We start from the raw sequence: 22,294 nt of genomic DNA on the forward strand, positions 1-22,294 counted from the left end.
CCGCGTTAGCCGACCAGGCGCTTCACGACGTCCAACAGCTTCTGCGGATCGAATGGCTTGACCAGCCAGCCGGAAGCGCCAGCGGCCCTGCCCAGCGCCTTCATCTGATCGCTGGACTCAGTAGTCAGCATCAGGATAGGGGTGGCGTTGTAGGAGGGTTGCTTGCGCAGCGAACGGATCAGCGTCAACCCATCCATGCCCGGCATGTTCTGGTCGGTCAGAACCAGATCGAACTGCGTGCCCTGCGCCTTGCTCAAGCCTGCGTTGCCGTCCACCGCCTCCGCCACGTCATAGCCGGCGCTCTTCAGCGTGAAACTGACCATTTGGCGAATCGACGCGGAGTCGTCCACCGTGAGAATTTTCTTAGGCATGGCGTTCCCGCTATCGAGAGACTCCAGTTGAAATACACACGGCCCCATGTGCACGGCTTCCACCAGACCAGCCGTGCCGGTGCGGACAATCATCGGGATCGTCCTCGGTCCGGAAAGCAAGCAGCGGCCTGCCAACACATGCTGGCGCGTCACCTCAATGTCATCAATCTTCAACGACACTATCGGAACAACACAATGAGGCTGACCTACCATCCGCCTCCCCGAATGGATAACCGAGCGCTCAGAACCCGCTGTCGCCTTTAATTACGTGATCAACCATAAAGACGGGCGAATCAAGCGGCATATGCTGAAAAACAAGAATTTTGCGCGGATGGCATGTCTCAGCGACAGAAAACAGGCATTCCCGGCAAAACCTAAAGCCGCAAACCCGCAGCCGTGATAACGCTTTGGCTGCGCCAGAAAGCGCCTCTGGCCCTGCGCCCGAGACCGGGCTAGAAGCACAAGGAAGAAACGCTCGCGCGCCGCTCAAGCATGCCGACGGCGGCGCAAGCAATGGCCATGCTCAGGCCGCCGGCCGGATCGTGAACATCTTGTTGAAGCAGGCGATCTCGAAGACCTGCATCACCGCTTCCCGGCAATTGACCAGCACCATCGTTTTCTTCTGCCCCGCAGCCCGTTCCTTCAGCAGCAACAACATGCCCAGCGCGGAGCTGTCAAGAAACGGCACCTGATCGAAATCGACCTGGATTTCCTGAACATCGGGGGTGTCCAGCAATTCCTGGCTGGCTTGGCGGAATTCCTTGTGCAGGTTGAAATCAAACTGCCCAATCAGCACCATCTTCCCGACACTCCCCTCGACTTTGACTATCGGTCTCATCACTGATCCTCGGCTTTCCATAGGTTCGCTGACAAATTGAACGGGCGCCTCTGCCGCATCCGGCCTCACTCCCGGGATGCCGGCAGCCTCAATTCGAAACAGGCGCCGCCCGCCACCTTGTTGTAACAACGTACACTTCCCCCCAACTCTTCAGCCACCTTCTTCACGATCGCCAGTCCCAGGCCAGTTCCGCCGGGACGCTGCGTGAAGAATGGTTCGAAAATCCGCTCCCGCACCGCGTCGTCCACCCCCGGGCCATCGTCATCGACACAGAATACGACGTCATCGCCATCGGGGGCCACCGCCAAACCGACCCTTCCGCCGGGCGACGCGAACTGCAAAGCGTTTTCCAGCAGATTGATCAATGCTCCCTGCAGCGCCTTGCGGTCTATCAAGACCGTTATGGCAGAATCGGCGGGCAGATTGCAATCAAAAAACACACCTTTGTCATGACATTGCGGCGCCAGCACCGCGCAAACATCCTCCAGCAGCGGCGCCACTTTCGCCGTCTCCAACGACGACACCTGGCCGCGCACGAACCCCAGCATGTTCTGGATCAGCCCCTCCAGCGCCCGCATCCGCGCCAAGCTCTTGTCGACAAAGCGCGCCCGGTCTTCCGGACGGGGAATATCCTGCTTCAAGTTGGCCGTATACAACATTGCGCTGGCCAGCGGCGTGCGCAGCTGATGCGCCAGCGATGCCGCCATGCTGCCCATAGACGCCAGATTCTGCTGCTGAGCGAGCTCGCTATTGAGTTGATGCAGCCGGGTCACGTCGTGAATAAGCACAATTCGCCCGCCCGACGCCGGCAGGTCCTGATACTGCAGCGTCAAACGCCTGGACTCGCCATCTCCGCCCAGAGCGAAGCTGCCATCCGCCTCCTGACTCAGCAAGCGCCCCAGCAAACCGCCCCACTCTTCCCCTATATAACAACCACTTAGCAGAGACTCCGCCGCCAGATTCTCAGCGGTCACCCGGCCTTCCGGCGATAGCTCCACCACGCCTGCCGGCAGCATCTTGAGCAACGAGGCCAGTCGTTCGGCGAGCTCGGCATTCTCATCGCGCTGTTTTCGCAACTGACTGTTCGCCTCATCCAGCTGGGCGTTCAAAACATTGACCTGAACCTCAAGTTGTCTATATGCATCAATGAGTTGACTGGAAACCGCATTGAATTGTTCGAACGCGGCCTCGAGCTGCTGCTGATCCTTCAGGCTTGAAACCATAGTAGGCATCGCTTCACTGTCATTTGTAAAAACCACTTAAACGGTATGATAATGATCAGCCCATAGCGCGCCAACATGCAGTTGACGTCGCCAAGAGCAAAAAAAAACGGGAAAAACCAATATCTGGCGTATAAAGGGAAGTAGTGCGCCATTTCAAAAGATGCTGTGGAGGTTTCTGTGTCAGAGCTTCTCAAAAAAATCGACGCCAGAACCAAACTGGCAGGCACCAACAAGCTGGAAATCCTTCTGTTCTCCTTGGGGCATGACCAGCGTACCGGTCGCAAAGAAATTTTTGGTATCAACGTATTCAAGGTCCGCGAAGTGATGCGCACCCCGGAGATTACCTCGGCTCCGGAAATGCCCTCTTCGGTGGAAGGCATGGTCAGCCTGCGTGGCGCGCTGGTTCCCGTGATCGACTTGGCCAAATACTCCGGTATCGTGACCAGCAATCGCCCGGAAATCATGATCGTTACCGAGTACAACGGTCATACCCAGGGTTTCCTGGTTGAAGCCGTGGACACCATTCTTCGCCTGGATTGGTCTGCGATGCGCGTGCCGCCGGACATGATCACCAACCGCATGGCCGGCCTGGTGACCGCTGTCACCGAGCTGGACAACGGCACGCTGGTGATGATGATGGACGTGGAAAAGGTACTGGCGGAAACCAGCATCATCGACGACGGCCACAGCTTCATCAATATCGAGCCGGTCAAGGAAGACCGCCGCATCTTCTTCGCCGACGACAGCGCAGTCGCCCGCAAGCAGATCGAGCGCACGCTGGAAGTGATGAACATCCGCTACACCTCGGCGATCAACGGCATGCGCGGCTGGGAAGATCTGCAGAAGATGGCTCAGCAGGCGGAAGCCGCCGGACGCAAGCTGTCCGACGAGCTGCACCTGGTGCTGACCGACGTGGAAATGCCTGAGATGGACGGCTATATGCTGACCAAGATGATCAAGAGCGACCCGCGCTTCGCCGGCATTCCGGTGCTGATGCACTCCTCGCTTTCCGGTTCGTCCAACCAGAAACTGGGAGAATCCGTCGGCGTGGACGCCTATGTATCAAAGTTTGAACCGCAGAAGCTCGCCAGCAAGCTGCGCCAGATGCTGAAACTGGAACCCAGCAACTAACAGGCCTTCTTCAAGATTCTCAAGGGATAGGGATACGACATGCCTAGCACCGACGCCTCCTTGCTCGCCAGTGTTGACGCCAGGACCAAGCTAGCCGGCTCCAACAAGATGGAGATTCTGCTGTTCTCGCTGGGAACGCGCGAAACATTCGGCATCAATGTGTTCAAGGTGCGCGAGGTCTCGCAGACGCCGACCATCACCAAAACGCCCAATATGCCGTTCGGGGTGGAAGGGGTGCTGTCGCTGCGCGGCAATATCATCCCGGTGATCTCGCTGGCCAAGTTCATCGGCCATGACCACGGTGGCAGCAAGTTCGACACGATGATCGTCACCGAGTTCAACAAGAGCACGCAAGCTTTTCTGGTGGACTCGGTTGACCGCATCATCCGCGTCGATTGGGACAAGGTTCGGGCGCCGGAAAACATCATGGCGGCAGCCGGCACCAATCAAACCCTGATCACTGCGGTTACCGAACTGGAAAATGGCAAGCTAGTTTCCATTCTGGACGTCGAGCAGATCCTGGCCAGCGTAGTCGGCGAGCCCCGGCTGCCCGATGTGCCCACCGCCCAGCTGGAAACCGACCAGTACATCTTCTTCGTCGACGACTCGGTGGTCGCCCGCAAGGAAATCACCGGCGTGCTGGAAAAGATGGGCATCAAATTCCAGCAGGCGACCAACGGCCGCGAAGCCTGGGATCGCCTGCAAGTGCTGGCCGGCCGAAACTGGGCCGATGGAGAATGCCTGCACGACTACCTGAAAATCATTTTGGTCGATGCCGAAATGCCGGAAATGGACGGCTACGTGCTGACCAAGCTGATCAAATCCGATCAGCGTTTCAAGGGCATTCCGGTGATCATGCACTCGTCGCTGTCGTCCAACGCCAACCGCGCAATGGGCTCCAGTGTCGGGGTGGATTCCTACGTTGCCAAGTTCGACCCGGGCGTACTGGCAGAAACTTTGATTCCATTCCTGCAAAGGTAGTCGCTACAATGTGCGCCTTGATGGAACATAGATAATTCAGGATATACCTCGATGTCAGACAAGAATATGCGATTCCTGGTCGTGGACGACTTCTCCACCATGCGCAGAATCGTCCGCAACCTGTTGAAAGAGTTGGGCTTCACCAACGTCGACGAGGCCGAAGACGGCCAGGTCGCGCTGCACAAGCTGAAAACCCAAAGCTTCGACTTCGTCGTCTCCGACTGGAACATGCCCAATATGACGGGCATCGAGCTCCTCAAAGCAGTGCGGGCGGATCCCCAACTGAAGCATCTGCCGTTCATGATGATCACCGCCGAGGCCAAAAGAGAAAACATCATCGAGGCGGCCATGGCTGGTGCCAGCGGCTACATCGTAAAACCGTTCACCGCCGCCACCATGGAAGAGAAGATGAGCAAAATCTTCCAGAACATGAACAAACCAGCCTGAGCATCGCGCAAGGTTGCCCGCATTTGCATTGAGGAGGATTGAACGTGCCGGACCATATTATGGAGAACGGAGACTCGCCGGAACTGGAGGCGCTGTTCAACAGCATCGCCCAGCAGCAAGGTAGCGAACCCGAACCGCCCGCCGCTGCGGCCCCCGCAGGCGAAGAGGCTGGTGCCAAATTGTTCTCGAGCGAGACCAGTCCTTCGACGATGTATGAGCATATCGGACAGATGACCCGCAAGATGCACGACGCCCTGCGCGATCTGGGCTACGACAAGTCGCTGGAAAAAGTGGCTGAAACCATTCCCGACGCGAAAGACCGCCTGGCCTACATCGCCACGCTGACTGAAAACTCGGCAGAACGCGTGCTGAACGCCACCGATATCGCCAAGCCATTCCAGGACAAACTGGAAAGCCAGGCCGCGGCGCTGAGCGAGCGCTGGGAAAAGCTGTTCGCCAATCTGCTGAGCATCGAAGAGTTCAAAAACCTGGCTGCCGAAACCCAGCTGTATTTGAAAGACGTGCCCAATCAAACCCAGGCTACCAATGCCCAGCTGCTTGAAATCGTCATGGCTCAGGACTTTCAGGACCTGACCGGCCAAGTGATCAAAAAAATGATGGGCATGGTCAAGATCCTGGAAACCGAGTTGGTCAGTTTCCTGATTGAGTTCTCCCCCGATGAAAAGAAGGGAGAGCTGAATACCAGCCTGCTCAACGGTCCGGTCATCAATCCGGAAGGCAGGACCGATGTGGTGAACAGCCAGCAGCAAGTGGACGACCTGCTGGAAAGCCTGGGCTTCTAAAGCAACGCAAGCAAGACAACGCAGAACGCGTGGGGTGGAAAAATGAGCGAATTTGGCGGCATGGAAGAGTTGCTAGGTGACTTCCTGATGGAGTCTACCGACCTCCTGTCCGATGTGGACAACAAGCTGGTCGAACTTGAAAAGCGCCCGGAAGACAAGGCTCTGCTCAATGACATCTTCCGCGGCTTCCATACCATCAAGGGCGGCGCAGGTTTCCTCAACGTCATCCCGATGGTGAATTTGTGCCACCGCACGGAAAACCTGTTCGACAAGCTGCGCAACGGAGAAATGCACATCACGTCGGAAGTGATGGATGTGATTCTCGACGCCACCGGCATTGTCCGCGACATGTTCGGCACGCTGGGCCAAGGCTTGATGCCCGGCGACGCGGACGCCCGCGTGCTCGCCGCGCTTGACGCCGCGCTTGCCGGCCAGCCCGTCACTGCCGAAGCTCCAGCGGAGCCGGCCGCCGCGGCCCCCGCCCCCGCAGCGCCGTCCGCGCCCGCCGGCAACGGCCCCGACTGGAATCAGCTGTATCAGGCCGTGGCTCCGGCCTCTGCCCCGCCTGCAGCCGCACCCGCTGCCCCGCCCCCAGCGGCCGCGCCGGCCGCAGCCGCTCCGGCGCCCGCCGCCCAGCCGCCCGCGGTCGCAAAGCCCGCGCCCAAGCCTGCACCCGCCAAGTCAGGCGGCGCTCCAGCAGCCAGCGGCCCGCAGGAAAACACCATCCGCATCGACACCGTGCGTCTGGACATGGTGTTGAACCTGTCCGGCGAAATCGGCCTGACCAAAAACCGCCTGACCACGCTGCGCACTGAAATTCTGCAAGGCAACCGCGACACCAACACGCTGCGCTCCCTGGATGAAGCGATCAGCCAGTTGGACCTGCTGGTCGGAGACCTGCAAAACGCGGTGATGAAAACCCGCATGCAGCCGATCGGCCGCTTGTTCCAGAAATACCCGCGCTTGGCGCGCGATCTGGCTCGCCAATTGGGCAAGGAAGTGGAACTGGTATTGTCCGGCGAGGAGACCGAGCTCGACAAGACCATGATCGAAGACCTGAATGATCCGCTGGTCCACTTGGTCCGCAATGCGGTCGATCACGGCATCGAGTCCCCCGAGGAGCGCATCGCCGCCGGCAAAAAGCCTCAGGCCCTCGTTCAGCTGACCGCGGAGCAAGTGGGCGATCACATCCTGATCGAGATCACCGACGACGGCAAGGGCATGAACCCGGACGCATTGCGCCGCAAGGCGATCGAGAAGGGGCTGATCGATCAGGAAACGGCCAACTCCCTCGACGAGAAGCAATGCCTGCAGTTGATCTTCCTGCCCGGCTTCTCCACCAAGGACCAGATTTCCAGCGTGTCCGGCCGCGGCGTCGGCATGGACGTGGTGCGCACCAACATCCAGAAGCTGAACGGCCGGATCGACATCAGCTCGGCGGCGGGCGAAGGCACCCGCATCAGCATTTCGCTGCCGCTGACTTTGGCCATCTTGCCCGTACTGGTGGTCCGCGCTTGCAACCAGCCGTTCGCCGTGCCGCTGGCGATGGTTCGCGAAATCATCACCATCGACGGCAGCGCGATTCAGGAAGTGTCGGGCAAGCCCACCATCGTGGTGCGCGACGAAATCCTGCCGTTGAAAACGCTGGCAAGCCTGCTGAGCTGGGAACCCACCCAAAAACCTTACTTCGGCGTGCTGATGCAGTCCGCGGAAAAATCCTTCATTCTGGCAATCGACTCTTTTGTCGGCCGTGACGACGTGGTAATCAAGCCGTTGCAAAATATCCGCCCGAAAGGCGTGGCCGGCGCCACCCTGTCCGGCGACGGCTCCGTCGTGCTGGTGCTCGACATGGAAGATCTTCTCGCCTCCAGCGAGAGCAACAATACCCAGGCGCGGACGACGGATATGATTGCCACCTAAAACACAGGGTGCAGTGATGACCACCAACACCGCCTTCATCGGAAGGCAGCCGGTACTGAACCGCAACCAGCAGCTCATAGGTTATGAGCTGCTTTTTCGTCCCAACGGGGATGCGGTCGGCGTCGGCCGCCACACAGAGCTTCAGGCCGACACTGACGTACTGGTCAACACGCTCAACAATATGGGCACCAGCTGGCTGATCGGCAACAAGCTGGCCTTCATCAACGTCGGCGAAACCATGCTCAACAGCGACTTTCTGGAGCTGCTGCCGCCTCGCCGCATCATCCTGGATCTGTCGCCCCGCATCGTGCCCAGCAACGAGCTGCTGTCCCGCGCGCGCCATCTGCGCTCAATGGGTTTCGGCATCGCGCTGGACGACTTCAGCTTCGAGTCGCCAGCCGCCGCCTTTCTGGAACTCGCCAATTACGTCAAGCTGGACATACAGAGTCAGGACACCACCCGCTTCCAGATGCTGGCCGCGCGATTGCGGAGCTATCCGCTGATCCGCATCGCCGAACGGGTGGAAACCCACGCCCAGTTCCATCTGTGCAAGGAACTGGGCATGGACGGCTTTCAAGGCTATTACTTCGCCCGCCCCGAAACGCTGGCGGCGAAAGTGATTCATCCAGCCTTCAGCAACACGCTGGAGCTGCTGAACCTGCTGCGCATAGACGCCGACATCCGCGACATCGAGCAGGTGCTCAAACGCGACGTCGCCCTATCCTACAAGCTGCTGCGCTACGTCAACTCCGCCGCCGCCGGCCTCAACACCACGATCAGCTCCTTCTCCCATGCCGTGACCGTTCTGGGTTACCAAAAACTCTACCGCTGGCTGACCCTGCTGCTGGTGACCGCATCCGACGACAACAACGCCCCGCCAGCCCTGCAAAAGACCGCCATCACCCGCGGCCGCTTCATGGAGCTGCTGGGCGCGGAGCTGGGCGAGCGCCACGACGTCAACGACAATCTATTCATCGTCGGCCTGTTCAGCCTGCTGGACGTGCTGTTCGACATGCCGATGGACAAGATCATCGAACACCTGCAGCTTCCGCCTCAAGTCATGGACGCCCTGCTTCACGAGCGCGGCGCGATCAGCCTCTACCTGAAGCTGGCCCGCGCCTGCGAGGACGGGGAAATGGACGGGGTGCCGCAATTGTGCGACCAATTGGGCCTGTCCAGCGAACAACTGAACCAGGCGCACATCTCCGCGCTCGCCTGGGTCGAGGAACTGGGCTTATAATTCCCAGCCTTGCAAGGTCGCATCAAGCCCAATGAAACTGTTAGCCCTAGACACCTCCACCACCTATCTTTCCTTGGCGCTGAGCCTGGAAACGGAAACGCTGGTCTTCCATGAATGCGTCGCGCAAAAGCACGCCGAGCGCACGCTGCCGGAGGTGTCGCGCCTGCTCGCAGAAGCCGGCATCGCGTTGTCGTCGCTGGACGGCATCGTATTCGGACAGGGTCCGGGCTCGTTCACCGGCCTGCGCATCGCCTGCGGCGTCGCCCAGGGCCTGGCCTACTCCGCCGACCTGCCCGTCACCGCCATCCCCACGCTGGACAACCTGGCCTGGCAGGCCGGCGATGGACTGGTTCAGGTCTGTTTCGACGCCCGCATGCAGCAAGTCTACAGCGCGCTATACCGCGTCGGACCTGACTGGGAAAGGCTTAGCCCGATCGCGGTCGTCTCACCTGAAGAGGTGTCGCTGCCAGAAGCCGCCACCATGCTTGCCGGCGACGGCTTCGACAGCTACCCCCAGCTGCTGGCCGACGCCCGGGAACGCCTGCCGCTGTCGCTCCACCCCCGCCCTCATGCCGCCGCCTATATCCGGCTAGCGGAAAGCGGCCGCTATCCCGCGCGCCATCCGCGCGAGGCGGAGCTGCTCTACGTGCGCAACAAGGTGGCGCTGACCTCGATTGAACAACAGCAGGCGCGCAGCCGATGAGCTCGGTCCGCCTCTTCCACCCCACCGATCCGCAGCAACTGGCCAGCCTGGAACAACAGGCGACGCAACATCCCTGGCGAGTCGGGCAGTACCGTGACAGCCTGGCCGCCGGCTATCCCTGCTACGGCCTGTTCGGCGACGACGGCTCGCTGATGGGCTTCGCGCTGATCATGCGCGTGCTGGACGAGGCGGAAATTCTCAATATCGTCATCGCCAAAGAACATCAAAGCCAAGGTTTCGGGCTGCAGCTGATGCAATCCATGCTGCATAACCTACGCGACGATTGCTGCCACAGACTGTTTCTGGAAGTGCGGGAAAGCAATGCGCCGGCCCGCAAGCTCTACCAGCGCTGCGGCTTCCGCCAGTGCGGGCTGCGCAAGAACTACTACCCCGTCAGCGGCGGCCGCGAGCACGCGATCCTGATGGAGGCGTCGCTATGAGCCGCGCCAGCCTGCGGCAACAGGAAATGGGCCTGGGCCCGGCCTGGCAACCCCGCGCCGGTTGGTTCGAGCAGCACCCGGCGCAACTGCTGCGCCAGTCGCCGCAAACAGACGCAGCATTCACTGAGCTGCCCGCCTTGGCCATCTCACCCCCCCCGTCCGAATCCCTTTTCGTCCATGACGCAAAACTGACCGCGCCGCCGGAAGCGCAACAGATCGCAGCGCAGGCTCCCGAGCCGGCGCCCATCACCCCGGAACCCGTCGAGCCAACGCCAACGGCAGAGCCGCTGCGCGCCGAGGTTGGCGCCGAGCTCGCCCCGGTAGACTGGCCTCTGCTGCAACGCAAGGTGGCCGATTGCCACGACTGCCGCCTGTGCGAAACCCGCACCCAGACGGTATTCGGCCGCGGCAATCCCCAGGCGCGCTGGATGCTGATAGGCGAAGCGCCGGGTGAAAACGAAGATCGGCAAGGCCAGCCCTTTGTCGGCCGCGCCGGCCAGCTGCTGGACAATATGCTGTCCGCCGCCGGGCTGGAGCGGGATCAGGACGTCTATATCGCCAACGTGCTCAAGTGCCGCCCGCCGGGCAATCGCAATCCGGCCCCGGACGAAATCGCCGCCTGCAACGGCTACCTGCTGCAACAGATTCGCCATATCCAGCCGACCCTGATCATCGCGCTGGGCCGCTTCGCCGCCCAGACGCTGCTGGAAACCGAAGACTCCATCGGCCGGCTGCGCGGCAAGGTGCATCGCTACCAGGGCGTGCCGCTGGTGGTCAGCTACCACCCCGCCTACCTGCTCCGCAACCAGCCGGACAAGGCCAAGGCCTGGCAGGACCTGCTGCTGGCGAGGAAAATCTTCCGTCAGGCCGAATCCTGACAAAACCCGCTGCCCAATGAAAAAAGCCAGTCGCATGACTGGCTTTTTTTTCGCGCACTGCCGGCAAAACCGCCGGCCGGACAAACAAAAACCCTTCTCCGTGCACCAGAGAAGGGCTCTTTACCAACCAGAAAACCAGCTTATTTCAGCTTGGTTTCCTTGTACAGAACGTGCTTGCGGGCAACGGGATCAAACTTCTTGATCTCCATCTTTTCCGGCATGGTGCGCTTGTTCTTGGTGGTGGTGTAGAAGTGGCCGGTACCAGCAGTGGATTCCAGCTTGATCTTATCGCGCATGATGTATACCTCAGTGCTTTATCTGGTTGACCGCTTAGATCTCGCCGCGAGCGCGCAGATCAGCCAGCACTACATCAATGCCCACCTTGTCGATGGTACGCAGTGCAGCGTTGGATACGCGCAGGCGCACCCAGCGGTTTTCGCTTTCCACCCAGAACTTGCGATATTGCAGGTTCGGCAGGAAACGACGTTTAGTCTTGTTATTGGCGTGGGAAACATTGTTCCCGGTCATCGGACGCTTGCCGGTGACTTTGCAAACACGCGCCATGGTTAAACTCCCAAAACCGGTAAAAGCTGGCTTTATAACATATAAAAAGCCAGTAATTCAAGCGGAACGAGCACCCGACGCATTGACGGGCGCTCTCTCAATTAATGAAACAGTCGGCGGGCATTGTAACGGATTCGCCACAGCCACGCGAGCTTTATCGCCGGGTGTCTATAGTGAGTGTTGCATTCTGCGCCGGCCAAGGGTGGCAACAAGATGCAGCAAGTGATTCAACTTCGTTCGATTTCAGGGTAAAATCCCGGATTCCCACAGAGCCGTAATCTCATGACCAAGTACATCTTCGTAACCGGTGGCGTGGTGTCCTCCCTGGGCAAGGGCATTGCCGCTGCGTCCATCGCCGCGATCCTCGAATCCCGCGGGCTGAAAGTCACCATGCTGAAGCTCGACCCCTACATCAATGTCGACCCGGGCACCATGAGCCCCTTCCAGCACGGCGAAGTGTTCGTCACCGAAGACGGCGCGGAAACCGACCTCGACCTCGGCCACTACGAACGCTTCATCCACGCCAAGATGAAGAAGAGCAACAACTTCACCACCGGCCAGGTGTACGAATCGGTCATTACCAAGGAACGCCGCGGCGACTACCTGGGCGGCACAGTCCAGGTGATCCCGCACATCACCGACGAAATCAAGCTGAAGATGGGCGAAGGCGCGGCTGACGCCGACGTCGCCATCGTCGAGATCGGCGGCACCGTGGGCGATATCGAATCGCTGCCCTTCCTGGAAGCCATCCGCCAGATGCGCTCCAACCACGGCCGCAAGAACACGCTGTACGTGCACCTGTCCTACGTGCCCTACATCGCCACCGCCGGCGAGATCAAGACCAAACCGACCCAGCACTCGGTGAAGGAGCTGCGCGAGATCGGCATTCAGCCGGACATCCTGCTGTGCCGGATGGACCGCGAGCTGCCGGAAGACGAAAAGCGCAAGATCGCGCTGTTCTGCAACGTCGAAGAGAACGCGGTGATCGGCTGCTACGATTCCGACTCCATCTACAAGGTGCCGGGCATGCTGCACGCCCAGGGCATCGACGACATCATCGCCGAACAGCTGCAACTGGACCTGCCCAAGGCCGACCTGTCCGCCTGGAACGACATCATCGACGCGATCGAGAAGCCGGACCACGCGATCAAGATCGCGATGGTGGGCAAGTACGTCGATCTGACCGAGTCGTACAAGTCGCTGACCGAAGCGCTGAAGCACGCCGGCATCCACACTCGCACCAAGGTCGACATCATCTACGTCGACTCGGAAGAGATCGAGCGCGACGGCGCCGAATCGCTGCGCGACATGGACGCCATCCTGGTGCCGGGAGGCTTCGGCAAGCGCGGCGTGGAAGGCAAGATCAAGGCGGTGAAATTCGCCCGCGAGAACGACATCCCCTACCTCGGCATCTGCCTGGGCATGCAGATCGCGCTGATTGAATACGCGCGCGACGTGGCCGGCATGGCCGGCGCCAACTCCACCGAGTTCGACCTCGACACCAACTTCCCGGTGGTGGCGCTGATCGACGAGTGGGTGAACCACGACGGCAAGATCGAAAAACGCGACGAGAACTCCAATATGGGCGGCACCATGCGCCTGGGCGGCCAGCAATGCGATCTGGTTCCCGGCTCGCTGGCCGCGCGCGTGTACGGCGACGCCGAGATCACCGAGCGCCACCGCCATCGCTACGAAGTCAACAACTACTACATCCAGCGCCTGGAACAGGCTGGCCTGACCATCAGCGGCCGCTCCGCCGGCCATGAAAAGCTGGTCGAGACCATCGAGCTGGCGGGTCACCGCTGGTTCTTCGCCTGTCAGTTCCACCCGGAATTCACCTCCACTCCGCGTGACGGCCACCCGCTGTTCATCGCCTACGTGAAGGCCGCGCTGGCGCACCAGGCCGACAAGCAAGCCAGCTGATCGGCGATTGCTGACCACGCTCAATGCGCAGGACGAGCGTGCGCGGCACAATCCCAAGCTGAGCGCTCGCTGTAATACACAGCTGGTAATGTCCGCCCGATCCGTCGGGCGGGCCGCCCTCTGCAAGTTCAACTGAAAGCTATGAAGGGAAAGACAATGAGTTCGATCGTTGACGTGGTAGCTCGCGAAATCCTGGACTCCCGCGGCAATCCGACCGTGGAAGCGGACGTGCTGCTGGAATCCGGCGTCATGGGCCGCGCGGCGGTGCCGTCCGGCGCCTCCACCGGCACCCGGGAAGCCCTGGAACTGCGCGATGGCGACAAAAGCCGCTACCTGGGCAAGGGCGTGCTGAAGGCCGTTGACAACATCAACACCGAGATTTGCGAAGCCATCATCGGCCTGGACGCCTCCGACCAGACCTTCATCGACAAAACCCTGATCGAACTCGACGGCACCGAGACCAAGTCCCGCCTCGGCGCAAACGCCATGCTGGCCGTCTCGATGGCCGTGGCCCGCGCCGCCGCCGAAGACGCCGGCCTGCCGCTGTACCGCTACCTGGGCGGCGCCGGCCCGATGGCGCTGCCGGTGCCGATGATGAATGTCATCAACGGCGGCGAACACGCCAACAACACCCTGGATATCCAGGAATTCATGATCATTCCGGTCGGCGCGCAAACCTTCCGCGAAGCGCTGCGCATGGGCGCCGAGATCTTCCATCACCTGAAGAAGATCTGCGACCGCCACGGCTACGCCACCACCGTGGGCGACGAAGGCGGCTTCGCGCCCAACCTGGAAAGCCACGAAGACGCGATCAAGCTGATCCTGGAAGCCGTCGACGCGGCAGGCTACGTGGCCGGCCAGGACGTGATGATCGCGCTGGACTGCGCCGCTTCGGAATTCTTCCGCGACGGCAAGTACCACCTGACCGCCGAAAAACTGTCGCTGAGCTCGGAAGAGTTCGCCGACTACCTGGAAAACCTGGCCGACAAGTACCCGATCATCTCGATCGAAGACGGCATGGCGGAACAGGACTGGGCAGGCTGGAAGCTGCTGACCGAACGCTTGGGCCAGACAGTGCAGATCGTCGGCGACGACGTATTCGTCACCAATCCCAAAATCCTGGCAGACGGCATCGCCAAGGGCGTAGCCAACTCGCTGCTGGTGAAGGTCAACCAGATCGGCACATTGTCGGAAACCCTGAAAGCAGTTGATCTGGCCAAGCGTTCCCGCTATACCTGCGTTATGAGCCACCGCTCCGGCGAAACCGAGGACAGCACCATTGCCGACCTCGCGGTCGCCACCAACTGCATGCAGATCAAGACCGGCTCGCTGTCGCGCTCGGACCGCATGGCCAAGTACAACCAACTGCTGCGCATCGAGGAAGAACTGGGCGACGCCGCCCACTACCCCGGCCGTGCCGCTTTCTACCATTTGAAGTAATTGCATGCGCTGGCTGACCGTGACCCTGGTAACCGTGATCCTCGCCCTGCAATGGCCGCTCTGGTTCGGCAAGGGCAGTTGGCTCAGGGTCTGGCAGCTGGACAAGCAGCTGCAGGAACAGCGGGCGACCACCCAAAAGCTGGTCGCCCGCAACGCCGCCCTGGATGCAGAAGTGCGCGATCTGAAACAAGGCAGTGACGCGATCGAAGAAAGAGCTAGGAACGAACTTGGCATGATTCGCAACGGCGAGGTGTTTTTCCAGTTGCTGGATCCCAGCAAGTCCTCCTCTGCGGCGAACCGTCGATAACGCACACCCACCCACTGACGACCGATGATGGCAGGCCGCCTTAAAAGCACCAAGGTTTGGGCAATGACGACACAGAATCCCATCGAAGTGGCAAGAGAAACCCTGAAGCAGCTGTCCATGCGCAAGCTGCTTCCGACACCTGAAAACTTCGAGCGGGTCTACCATGAGTTGACGCAAACCCCTATCGGGCGCGACAACAAACTGGCGGTGCTGCTGTTGCGGGCCCTGGAAACGCTGCCCCAGGACAATGTCCAGGCCAAGGTCACCATGACCCGCTTGCGCCAGGTGCTGGATGAAAACCGCTGGGAGCAAGCCCCCCAGCTGATCATCGACTTCCTGCGCGGCATTTTCTCGGCCCAGCAACTGACGCAAAGCTGGGGCCAACTGATCCAGACCCTGGTAAAGAGCTGGGATCTGCGCCAGCCCGACCTCCCGCAGCATCACAAACAAAGCACGCTGGAGCGGGTGCTGATCAATTACGGCAACCAGCCCGAAGAGCTCAACCAGAAGCTGGTCGCCCTGCTGCAAAACTGGAACGCGGCGCCGTCCAGCCGCACCCTCCCCCCTCCCGATCCTCTGCCCGCGCTGGACGCCGACGACCAGCAGTCCGCCGAGACGGCAAGCAGCTGGCAGGCATGGCAGCGCACGCTGTCCTTCGCGCTCAAGCATGGCCTGGAGCCGCGGCTGGCCGATTACCCCGACCTGGTGGACGGCCTGGAAGCGCTGCTGCAGGAACTGGACGGCATCGCCGACGATGCCAGCTTGAACGTGTTCATGCCCAAGCTCAGGGCGTTCATGATCAAGCTGGAGCTCCAATCCCAGCAGGAGGGGCGCCTGGCCACCGGCCTCGCCAATCTGCTCAAGCTGATGCTGGACAATGTCGCCGAGCTGAACCGCTCCGACGAGTACCTGCTCGGCCAAGTCAGCTCGCTGCAGGAAATCCTGTCTCACGAGCCGCTGTCGATGCAGCAGATCTACCAGCTGGAAACCAGCTTGAAAGAGGTGATCCGCAAGCAGGGCATGCTGAAGACCTCGCTGGACGAAGCCGCCAGCTCGCTGCGCGCGCTTCTGGACCGCTTCGTCAGCCGGCTGGCGATGATGACCGACAGCACCGACGAATTCCACGGCAAGATCCAGGCGCACAGCGAAAAGTTGAAGCAGATGCCTGGCGTCGACGAGTTGAGCGGCATCATAGGCTCGCTGATGGAAGACACCTCCATCATGCAGCTGGACCTGACCCGCTCCCGCGACGAGCTGGTTTCCGCCAAAGAACAGGTGGAAGCGGCCGAGCAACGCATCAGCGAGCTGGAAACCGCGCTGGAAGCCGCCAGCGCCAAAGTGAAGGAAGACCAGCTGACCGGTGCCTACAACCGCCGAGGCCTGGCCGAATACTTCCAGCGCGAGATCGGCCGCGCCGAACGCACTGCCGCGCCGCTGTCGGTCGCGCTGATCGACGTCGACAACTTCAAGCAGTTGAACGACCGCTACGGCCACCTGGCCGGCGACGACGCGCTGAAATACCTGGTGGACACGATCAAGCTCACCTTGCGCCCGGCCGACATCGTCGCCCGCTTCGGCGGCGAGGAGTTCGTGATCCTGATGCCGGACACACCGGAAACCGAAGCGGTGCAAGCCGTGCAACGGCTGCAGCGCGAGCTGACCAAAACCTTCTTTCTGGCCAACAACGACAAGCTCTTGATCACCTTCAGCGCCGGCGTCGCGCGCTGGCATCTGGGCGAGCAGGAAGCCGACGTGCTGGAGCGCGCCGACCACGCGATGTACCAGGCCAAGATCAACGGCAAGAACCGCGTCTGCTCAGCCGAAGACATGCCAGGCTGAGCCGCGCTTCCTCAATAAAAAAGGATGGCCTCCAGGCCATCCTTTTTTTGCTCCCATCCGCCAGGCTCAACCGCCCTTCTTCATCGTCTTGCCCGCCTCGGCGCGCCGCCTGCGCACTTCCTTGGGATCGGCCTGCAACGGTCGGTAGACCTCCACCCGGTCATGATCGCGCAGAAGCGCGTCCGACTTGACCGCCTTGCCGAACACGCCCAGCTTCAAAGCCGCCTCGTCCAGCTCCGGGCACGACGCCAGAATGCCGGATGCGCGCACCGCGTCCAGCGCGGCAGCTCCGGCCGGCAGGCTCACCTCGACCAGCCACTGCCGATCCAGCCTGGCATAGGCCACCTCCACGCTCAACCCCTCAGTCATCGCCGTATTTCCTGTCCGCTTCCTTGATGAAAGCATCCACCAGCGAGCCGGAAATGTGGCCAAACACCGGCCCGATCAACTTTTCCAGAATGCGGCTGGAGAATTGGTAACGCAGGCTGAATTCTATCTTGCAGCCGAAATCGCCCAGCGGCTTGAAATGCCACAAGCCCTCCAGCAACTCGAACGGCCCCTCCACCAATTCCATCCGGATCGATTCGTTCTCCACGTTGTGGTTGCGAGTGGTGAAATGTTGGCGCACCTTCACATAATCGATGTGCAGGCTGGCCACCACCTGGCCGCCGTCGCGCGACAGCACCTCGGTCTTGCCGCACCAGGGCAGGAAGCGGCTGTAGTGTTCGATATCGTCCACCAGCGCGTACATCTGCGCCGGCGTATGCGCCACCAGGACGCTCTTTTCGACAAGCTGCATCGGCAAAAACCCGGCGCGGCCGGGGTCTCGAAACTGACAATCAAGCCGCAATTCTAGCAAAAAGCGCCTGCCGCCGCCCGTCCGGGCTTCACGGCGCGCCCGCGGCCAAGTCCTTTCACATCAAGCCACTGAAAAGACACGATTTTGGTTGCGGCCCGGCTTCTGATACAATGCCGGATTCAAAGGAACCCGCCACACATGAGCATCATCCAGAACCGCAAGGCTTTCCACGACTACTTCATCGAGGAAAAACTCGAGGCCGGGCTTGTGCTGGAAGGGTGGGAAGTCAAGGCCATCCGCGCCGGCCGCGTCCAGTTGAAGGAAAGCTACGTCGACTGGAAAAACGGCGCCTTCTGGCTGATCGGCTGCCACATCACTCCGCTGCAATCCGCCTCCACCCACGTCAACCCGGACCCGGTGCGTCCGCGCAAGCTGCTGATGTCGCAAGAACAGATCAACCGCTTCATCGGCAAGGTGGAACGCGCCGGCTACACCATGATGGCGCTGGATCTGCACTACGCCAAAGGCAATGTGAAGGCCGAAGTCGGCCTCGCCAAGGGCAAGAAGCTGCACGACAAGCGCGACACCGAAAAAGACCGCGAATGGCAGCGCGAAAAACAGCGCGTGATGAAGAACCAGCGAGGCGCGGCATGATGAAGCGCGGCGCCGCCCTGCCCATCGCCCTGATCTGCGTCGGCAGCGTATGGCTGCTGAAAAGCACCGCCCTGCTGCCCAACACCTCCACCCTGCTCGCCCTGCTGCTGTTCGCGGCGGGCGTGTTGCTGTTCGCGCTTGACGGCTTCAACAAGTCCACGCTGGTCACCAGCCCGATGCTGGCCTACGCCGGCGCCAGCGTCTACGCGATAGACCAGCTTGGCCTGCGCGCCACCCACTTCGTGGCGCTGGGCATGGTGCTGATGGGCGTGTTGCTGCTGGCCGCCCGCAGCGACCGCGTGCCGGAGCGCTCGGAACCGCCGCGCCGGCTGCCTCCCAGCGAAGACTGAAACCACGGAATTATTTTTAGCATTGACGATAATGGCCTTAACGGCCTGCATTACTTTTCAAGGATAGGCATGGACAAGATCCTCATTCTCGACTTCGGCTCCCAGGTCACCCAGTTGATCGCCCGCCGCGTACGCGAAGCTCACGTTTACTGTGAGCTTCATTCTTTCGACATGCCCATCGAAGAGATCAAGGCCTTCGCGCCCAAGGCCATCATCCTGTCCGGCGGCCCGAACTCGGTGTACGAGTCCGACTACCAGGCCGATCCCAAATTGTTCGAGCTGGGCGTGCCGGTGCTGGGCATCTGTTACGGCATGCAGTTCATGGCCCAGACCCTGGGCGGCAAGGTGGAAAGCGGCGACAAGCGCGAGTTCGGCTACGCCCAGATCAAGGCGCGCCACCACTCCAAGCTGCTGGAAGGCCTGCAGGACCAGATCGACGACGCCGGCAACGGCTTCCTCGACGTGTGGATGAGCCACGGCGACAAGGTGACCGCGCTGCCGGCCGGCTTCCAGGTGATCGCCGAAACCCCGTCCTGCCCGTACGCGGCGATGGCGGATGAGACCCGCGGCTTCTACGGCGTGCAGTTCCACCCGGAAGTCACCCACACCAAGCGCGGCACCGAGATGATCCACCGCTTCGTGCTGCATGTGGCCGGCTGCAAACCCAGCTGGACCATGCCCAACTACATCGATGAAGCGGTGAAGAAGATTCGCGAGCAAGTCGGCGACGAAGAAGTGATCCTCGGCCTGTCCGGCGGCGTGGACTCCTCCGTGGCCGCCGCGCTGATCCACCGCGCCATCGGCGACCAGCTGACCTGCGTCTTCGTCGACCACGGCCTGCTGCGCCTGAACGAAGGCAAGATGGTGATGGAAATGTTCGCCCAGAACCTGGGCGTCAAAGTGGTGCACGTGCAGGCCGAAGCCGACTTCATGGCCAAGCTGGCCGGCGAGTCCGACCCGGAGAAGAAGCGCAAGATCATCGGCGCCGAATTCATCGAAGTCTTCGACCGCGAATCCGGCAAGCTGACCAACGCCAAGTGGCTGGCCCAGGGCACCATCTACCCGGACGTGATCGAATCGGCCGGCGCCAAGACCAAAAAGGCGCACACCATCAAGAGCCACCACAATGTGGGCGGCCTGCCGGAAGACATGAACCTCAAGCTGCTGGAGCCGCTGCGCGAGCTGTTCAAGGACGAAGTTCGCCAGCTGGGCGTGGCGCTCGGCCTGCCGCACGACATGGTCTACCGCCACCCGTTCCCGGGTCCGGGCCTGGGCGTGCGCATCCTTGGCGAAGTGAAGAAGGAATACGCCGACCTGCTGCGCCAGGCCGACGCCATATTCATCGAAGAGCTGCGCAACACCGTGGACGAGAAGACCGGCAAGAACTGGTACGAGCTGACCAGCCAGGCCTTCGCCGTGTTCCTGCCGGTGAAGTCCGTCGGCGTGATGGGCGACGGCCGCACTTACGATTACGTCGTCGCGCTGCGCGCCGTGGTGACCAGCGACTTCATGACCGCCCACTGGGCCGAGCTGCCGTACAGCCTGCTGGGCCGCGCGTCCAACCGCATCATCAACGAAGTGCGCGGCATCAACCGCGTGGTCTACGATGTGAGCGGCAAGCCGCCGGCGACCATTGAGTGGGAATGATCTGACGTCTGGCTCCTACAGGCGCCAAAAAACACACAAGCCCGCATGATTGCGGGCTTTTTTGCTTTTCCGTTTGGCAACATCTGAATCGTCCCCACTTCTCCAGACACGCTTGAGTCGGGGGTGGACTGCGACTTGCTCATGACGGCTCCTTGCAGGGCCTGGCGCAAGGCTCTTGAGGTATCTAGGAAAGGACAAACGATTCAGTTATTCTGCATCACCAATGGCATTGCGTGCCTGTGGGGTTGCCGAGCGATTACGGCCAAGCCGGCTACTGAAACATCAAACCAAGGAAACGAGTCATGTGGAAATCGACGGCCGCCGCCCTTGCCCTGCTGATCCTCGCTGGCGCGGCCACTGCCGGCACGCAGCGTTCCTGCGAACGCCTGCTCCGGAAATTGGACTCGCAACTCGCCGACGCCAGTTGCATCGAAAGCCCCGATCTTACAACCCGCAACCCCAACACCACGCCGGCCGATGACTCGCTGCCTGGCCTGCCCCATTTGGCGTTCATGCCGCAGGCCGACCGCGCCATACTCGTGGCGGATGCCGCCAGCAGGCCGCCAATCAAGAAGGTAGTCCCCGGCCTGCAGATTCAGGCCCGCTTCGCCAAGGATCCGCTGGGGCAGGCGCGCTTCCTGCTGCGCCTGCCCCAGAACTGGAACGGCCGCCTCGTCGTTGCCGGCGCTTCCGGCGCCCGCAGCGAATTCAACGGCGACTTCGTCTGGAGCGATTACGTGCTGCAGAAAGGCTATGCCTATGCGTCGCAAAACAAGGGCGTGCTCAGCGCGCGCGAGAGCACGGCGGCAGATCCGCTGGCCTGCCGAACCGGGTCTCCGGACAAGCCAAGCTATGTCCATTACTACGATGACGATCCTGGCCAGGCTTTCACCCGCTGGCGCGACTTCATGGTGATGGCCTCTGACCTGGCGCGCCGCGGCGTAGAGGCCCAGTATGGCCGCAAGCCGCGCTATACCTATGCAGTCGGCACCTCGAACGGCGGCTATCAGGTGCGCCGCGCGATCGAAACCGCGCCGGAATACTTCGACGGCGGTGTGGATTGGGCAGGCACTTTCGCCGATTCCCGCGGGCCGAACCTGCTGACTGGCTTGCCCCCGGCGATCCTCAACTACCCCGACTATCTCGCCTCCGGCCGCTCGCCGACGAGCACCGCCGCGTTGAACATCATGGCGGCCGGCTATCCGCCCGATCTCCTCGCCGACACAGAAAACGGCCCGGTCTCGCTATGGGGCATGCACGCTGACTCATTCTGGGAGCCCACGCAGTGCCAATGGCAAAAGCGCTTGGATCCTAGCTACAACACCTATGGCGCCGGGCCCGGCCGGTACAACTACTTGGCGCGACTGTCCGCCTCTACAGTTGGCTCCAATGTGGCGGCCATCGCCACCAACGGCAAGATCAAGCGCCCGCTGATCACGGTCGCCGGCACGATGGATGCGCTGCTGCCCATCGACCACCATGCGCGAGCCTATGCGCGGCAGGTTGCCGCGGAAAGCGGCGAGCACGCCCAAGCCTATCGCCTCTACGAGATCCAAAACGGCAATCACGTCGAGCGCTACGCCAACATATTCCCACAGCTTGAACTGATCGAGCCGCACGCGCAGCGCGCTTTCGACCTGCTTGTCCGCTTTGTCGAACAGAAAGCGCCGCTACCGCCCGACCAATGCGTCGCTCGCGGCGGCACGATCAGCGCTGCGCCAGCGCAGCTGGGGCACTGCCCAAATTTGCTGGCGCCTTGAGGAACTCCTCATCAGAACTTACGGTGGATGTCGCGG

24 protein-coding genes are annotated in these 22,294 nt (G+C 61.3%); 17 read left to right on the forward strand and 7 right to left on the reverse strand.

Features of this window, described 5'->3' with window-relative positions:
* Window positions 1-5 precede the first annotated feature (5 nt).
* The 3 genes from BKX93_RS07950 to BKX93_RS07960 all read right to left on the reverse strand — a co-directional run bounded on the left by BKX93_RS07950 (window position 6) and on the right by BKX93_RS07960 (window position 2,432).
* Window positions 6-371: a response regulator gene (locus BKX93_RS07950; RefSeq protein ID WP_021478565.1), complete on the reverse strand. Its 366-nt coding sequence runs from the start codon at window positions 369-371 to the stop codon at window positions 6-8.
* A 523-nt stretch (window positions 372-894) separates the two neighbouring features.
* Window positions 895-1,209, reverse strand: coding sequence for an STAS domain-containing protein (locus BKX93_RS07955; RefSeq protein WP_031296840.1), 315 nt, complete (start codon window positions 1,207-1,209; stop codon window positions 895-897).
* 65 nt (window positions 1,210-1,274) lie between these two features.
* Window positions 1,275-2,432: a sensor histidine kinase gene (locus BKX93_RS07960; protein WP_235429385.1), complete on the reverse strand. Its 1,158-nt coding sequence runs from the start codon at window positions 2,430-2,432 to the stop codon at window positions 1,275-1,277.
* A 177-nt stretch (window positions 2,433-2,609) separates the two neighbouring features.
* Between BKX93_RS07960 and BKX93_RS07965 the strand changes: the two genes are divergently transcribed.
* Genes BKX93_RS07965 through BKX93_RS08005 form a run of 9 tightly spaced genes read left to right on the forward strand, consistent with a single transcriptional unit; the run spans window position 2,610 to window position 10,975 of the window.
* Complete coding sequence (locus tag BKX93_RS07965) at window positions 2,610-3,563, forward strand: chemotaxis protein (RefSeq protein ID WP_021478562.1); 954 nt, start codon at window positions 2,610-2,612, stop codon at window positions 3,561-3,563.
* Window positions 3,564-3,602: 39 nt separating this feature from the next.
* Window positions 3,603-4,544, forward strand: a complete 942-nt coding sequence (locus BKX93_RS07970) for a chemotaxis protein (RefSeq protein WP_021478561.1) — start codon at window positions 3,603-3,605, stop codon at window positions 4,542-4,544.
* Between the two features lie 51 nt (window positions 4,545-4,595).
* The gene (gene cheY / locus BKX93_RS07975) at window positions 4,596-4,991 is read left to right on the forward strand and encodes a chemotaxis response regulator CheY (protein ID WP_021478560.1); all 396 of its coding nucleotides are present in this window, start codon (window positions 4,596-4,598) and stop codon (window positions 4,989-4,991) included.
* Window positions 4,992-5,035: 44 nt separating this feature from the next.
* Window positions 5,036-5,794 (forward strand): protein phosphatase CheZ, encoded by a 759-nt coding sequence (cheZ, locus tag BKX93_RS07980; protein WP_031296839.1) that lies wholly within the window; start codon window positions 5,036-5,038, stop codon window positions 5,792-5,794.
* Window positions 5,795-5,836: 42 nt separating this feature from the next.
* Window positions 5,837-7,714: a chemotaxis protein CheA gene (locus tag BKX93_RS07985; RefSeq protein ID WP_070979445.1), complete on the forward strand. Its 1,878-nt coding sequence runs from the start codon at window positions 5,837-5,839 to the stop codon at window positions 7,712-7,714.
* Window positions 7,715-7,730: 16 nt separating this feature from the next.
* The gene (locus BKX93_RS07990) at window positions 7,731-8,954 is read left to right on the forward strand and encodes an EAL and HDOD domain-containing protein (RefSeq protein ID WP_046157155.1); all 1,224 of its coding nucleotides are present in this window, start codon (window positions 7,731-7,733) and stop codon (window positions 8,952-8,954) included.
* Window positions 8,955-8,985: 31 nt separating this feature from the next.
* Window positions 8,986-9,657 (forward strand): tRNA (adenosine(37)-N6)-threonylcarbamoyltransferase complex dimerization subunit type 1 TsaB, encoded by a 672-nt coding sequence (tsaB, locus tag BKX93_RS07995; RefSeq protein WP_046157156.1) that lies wholly within the window; start codon window positions 8,986-8,988, stop codon window positions 9,655-9,657.
* A complete protein-coding gene (gene rimI / locus BKX93_RS08000) occupies window positions 9,654-10,097 on the forward strand; it encodes a ribosomal protein S18-alanine N-acetyltransferase (RefSeq protein WP_046157157.1) in 444 nt (147 codons plus the stop codon). The genes tsaB and rimI overlap by 4 nt, the downstream gene beginning before the upstream one ends.
* Window positions 10,094-10,975: a uracil-DNA glycosylase gene (locus BKX93_RS08005; RefSeq protein ID WP_046157158.1), complete on the forward strand. Its 882-nt coding sequence runs from the start codon at window positions 10,094-10,096 to the stop codon at window positions 10,973-10,975. Before rimI ends, BKX93_RS08005 begins: the two co-directional genes overlap by 4 nt.
* Window positions 10,976-11,115: 140 nt before the next feature.
* Here the strand turns inward: BKX93_RS08005 and rpmG are convergent, their stop codons facing one another.
* Both rpmG and rpmB read right to left on the reverse strand, forming a co-directional pair.
* Entirely contained in the window at window positions 11,116-11,271 is a 156-nt protein-coding gene (gene rpmG, locus BKX93_RS08010; protein WP_017506994.1) for a 50S ribosomal protein L33, read from the reverse strand.
* A 34-nt stretch (window positions 11,272-11,305) separates the two neighbouring features.
* On the reverse strand, window positions 11,306-11,539 hold the full coding sequence (gene rpmB, locus BKX93_RS08015; protein WP_011137003.1) for a 50S ribosomal protein L28: 234 nt from the start codon (window positions 11,537-11,539) through the stop codon (window positions 11,306-11,308).
* Between the two features lie 282 nt (window positions 11,540-11,821).
* Between rpmB and BKX93_RS08020 the strand changes: the two genes are divergently transcribed.
* From BKX93_RS08020 to BKX93_RS08035, 4 genes are all read left to right on the forward strand, one after another.
* Entirely contained in the window at window positions 11,822-13,462 is a 1,641-nt protein-coding gene (locus BKX93_RS08020; protein ID WP_046157159.1) for a CTP synthase, read from the forward strand.
* Between the two features lie 156 nt (window positions 13,463-13,618).
* A complete protein-coding gene (gene eno, locus BKX93_RS08025; RefSeq protein WP_021477761.1) occupies window positions 13,619-14,902 on the forward strand; it encodes a phosphopyruvate hydratase in 1,284 nt (427 codons plus the stop codon).
* 4 nt (window positions 14,903-14,906) lie between these two features.
* Window positions 14,907-15,209: a cell division protein FtsB gene (gene ftsB, locus BKX93_RS08030; RefSeq protein WP_046157160.1), complete on the forward strand. Its 303-nt coding sequence runs from the start codon at window positions 14,907-14,909 to the stop codon at window positions 15,207-15,209.
* Between the two features lie 63 nt (window positions 15,210-15,272).
* Window positions 15,273-17,048, forward strand: coding sequence for a GGDEF domain-containing protein (locus tag BKX93_RS08035; protein ID WP_046157161.1), 1,776 nt, complete (start codon window positions 15,273-15,275; stop codon window positions 17,046-17,048).
* A 66-nt stretch (window positions 17,049-17,114) separates the two neighbouring features.
* On the opposite strand, the gene BKX93_RS08040 is transcribed toward BKX93_RS08035, so the two are convergent.
* Entirely contained in the window at window positions 17,115-17,417 is a 303-nt protein-coding gene (locus BKX93_RS08040; protein WP_046167435.1) for an RnfH family protein, read from the reverse strand.
* Window positions 17,410-17,847, reverse strand: coding sequence for a type II toxin-antitoxin system RatA family toxin (locus BKX93_RS08045; protein ID WP_070981737.1), 438 nt, complete (start codon window positions 17,845-17,847; stop codon window positions 17,410-17,412). The genes BKX93_RS08040 and BKX93_RS08045 overlap by 8 nt, the downstream gene beginning before the upstream one ends.
* Window positions 17,848-18,024: 177 nt before the next feature.
* Between BKX93_RS08045 and smpB the strand changes: the two genes are divergently transcribed.
* The 4 genes from smpB to BKX93_RS08065 all read left to right on the forward strand — a co-directional run bounded on the left by smpB (window position 18,025) and on the right by BKX93_RS08065 (window position 22,258).
* Window positions 18,025-18,501, forward strand: a complete 477-nt coding sequence (gene smpB / locus BKX93_RS08050; protein WP_268750400.1) for an SsrA-binding protein SmpB — start codon at window positions 18,025-18,027, stop codon at window positions 18,499-18,501.
* Entirely contained in the window at window positions 18,498-18,851 is a 354-nt protein-coding gene (locus BKX93_RS08055; RefSeq protein WP_046157163.1) for a hypothetical protein, read from the forward strand. Before smpB ends, BKX93_RS08055 begins: the two co-directional genes overlap by 4 nt.
* A gap of 63 nt (window positions 18,852-18,914) precedes the next feature.
* Window positions 18,915-20,498: a glutamine-hydrolyzing GMP synthase gene (guaA, locus tag BKX93_RS08060; RefSeq protein ID WP_144408783.1), complete on the forward strand. Its 1,584-nt coding sequence runs from the start codon at window positions 18,915-18,917 to the stop codon at window positions 20,496-20,498.
* Between the two features lie 302 nt (window positions 20,499-20,800).
* Window positions 20,801-22,258: a 3-hydroxybutyrate oligomer hydrolase family protein gene (locus BKX93_RS08065; protein WP_046157165.1), complete on the forward strand. Its 1,458-nt coding sequence runs from the start codon at window positions 20,801-20,803 to the stop codon at window positions 22,256-22,258.
* Window positions 22,259-22,294: the final 36 nt, after the last annotated feature.

Source organism: Chromobacterium vaccinii (assembly GCF_001855275.1).
GTDB classification, from domain to species: Bacteria; Pseudomonadota; Gammaproteobacteria; order Burkholderiales; family Chromobacteriaceae; genus Chromobacterium; species Chromobacterium vaccinii.

Bases quoted from the DNA above. Each gene is read 5' to 3' on its own strand.
- BKX93_RS07950 (WP_021478565.1), bottom strand. From the start codon at position 371: ATGCCTAAGAAAATTCTCACGGTGGACGACTCCGCGTCGATTCGCCAA.
- BKX93_RS07955 (WP_031296840.1), bottom strand. From the start codon at position 1,209: ATGAGACCGATAGTCAAAGTCGAGGGGAGTGTCGGGAAGATGGTGCTG.
- BKX93_RS07960 (WP_235429385.1), bottom strand. From the start codon at position 2,432: ATGGTTTCAAGCCTGAAGGATCAGCAGCAGCTCGAGGCCGCGTTCGAA.
- BKX93_RS07970 (WP_021478561.1), top strand. From the start codon at position 3,603: ATGCCTAGCACCGACGCCTCCTTGCTCGCCAGTGTTGACGCCAGGACC.
- cheY (WP_021478560.1), top strand. From the start codon at position 4,596: ATGTCAGACAAGAATATGCGATTCCTGGTCGTGGACGACTTCTCCACC.
- BKX93_RS07985 (WP_070979445.1), top strand. From the start codon at position 5,837: ATGAGCGAATTTGGCGGCATGGAAGAGTTGCTAGGTGACTTCCTGATG.
- BKX93_RS07990 (WP_046157155.1), top strand. From the start codon at position 7,731: ATGACCACCAACACCGCCTTCATCGGAAGGCAGCCGGTACTGAACCGC.
- tsaB (WP_046157156.1), top strand. From the start codon at position 8,986: ATGAAACTGTTAGCCCTAGACACCTCCACCACCTATCTTTCCTTGGCG.
- rimI (WP_046157157.1), top strand. From the start codon at position 9,654: ATGAGCTCGGTCCGCCTCTTCCACCCCACCGATCCGCAGCAACTGGCC.
- BKX93_RS08005 (WP_046157158.1), top strand. From the start codon at position 10,094: ATGAGCCGCGCCAGCCTGCGGCAACAGGAAATGGGCCTGGGCCCGGCC.
- rpmG (WP_017506994.1), bottom strand. From the start codon at position 11,271: ATGCGCGATAAGATCAAGCTGGAATCCACTGCTGGTACCGGCCACTTC.
- rpmB (WP_011137003.1), bottom strand. From the start codon at position 11,539: ATGGCGCGTGTTTGCAAAGTCACCGGCAAGCGTCCGATGACCGGGAAC.
- BKX93_RS08020 (WP_046157159.1), top strand. From the start codon at position 11,822: ATGACCAAGTACATCTTCGTAACCGGTGGCGTGGTGTCCTCCCTGGGC.
- eno (WP_021477761.1), top strand. From the start codon at position 13,619: ATGAGTTCGATCGTTGACGTGGTAGCTCGCGAAATCCTGGACTCCCGC.
- ftsB (WP_046157160.1), top strand. From the start codon at position 14,907: ATGCGCTGGCTGACCGTGACCCTGGTAACCGTGATCCTCGCCCTGCAA.
- BKX93_RS08035 (WP_046157161.1), top strand. From the start codon at position 15,273: ATGACGACACAGAATCCCATCGAAGTGGCAAGAGAAACCCTGAAGCAG.
- BKX93_RS08040 (WP_046167435.1), bottom strand. From the start codon at position 17,417: ATGACTGAGGGGTTGAGCGTGGAGGTGGCCTATGCCAGGCTGGATCGG.
- BKX93_RS08045 (WP_070981737.1), bottom strand. From the start codon at position 17,847: ATGCAGCTTGTCGAAAAGAGCGTCCTGGTGGCGCATACGCCGGCGCAG.
- BKX93_RS08055 (WP_046157163.1), top strand. From the start codon at position 18,498: ATGATGAAGCGCGGCGCCGCCCTGCCCATCGCCCTGATCTGCGTCGGC.
- BKX93_RS08065 (WP_046157165.1), top strand. From the start codon at position 20,801: ATGTGGAAATCGACGGCCGCCGCCCTTGCCCTGCTGATCCTCGCTGGC.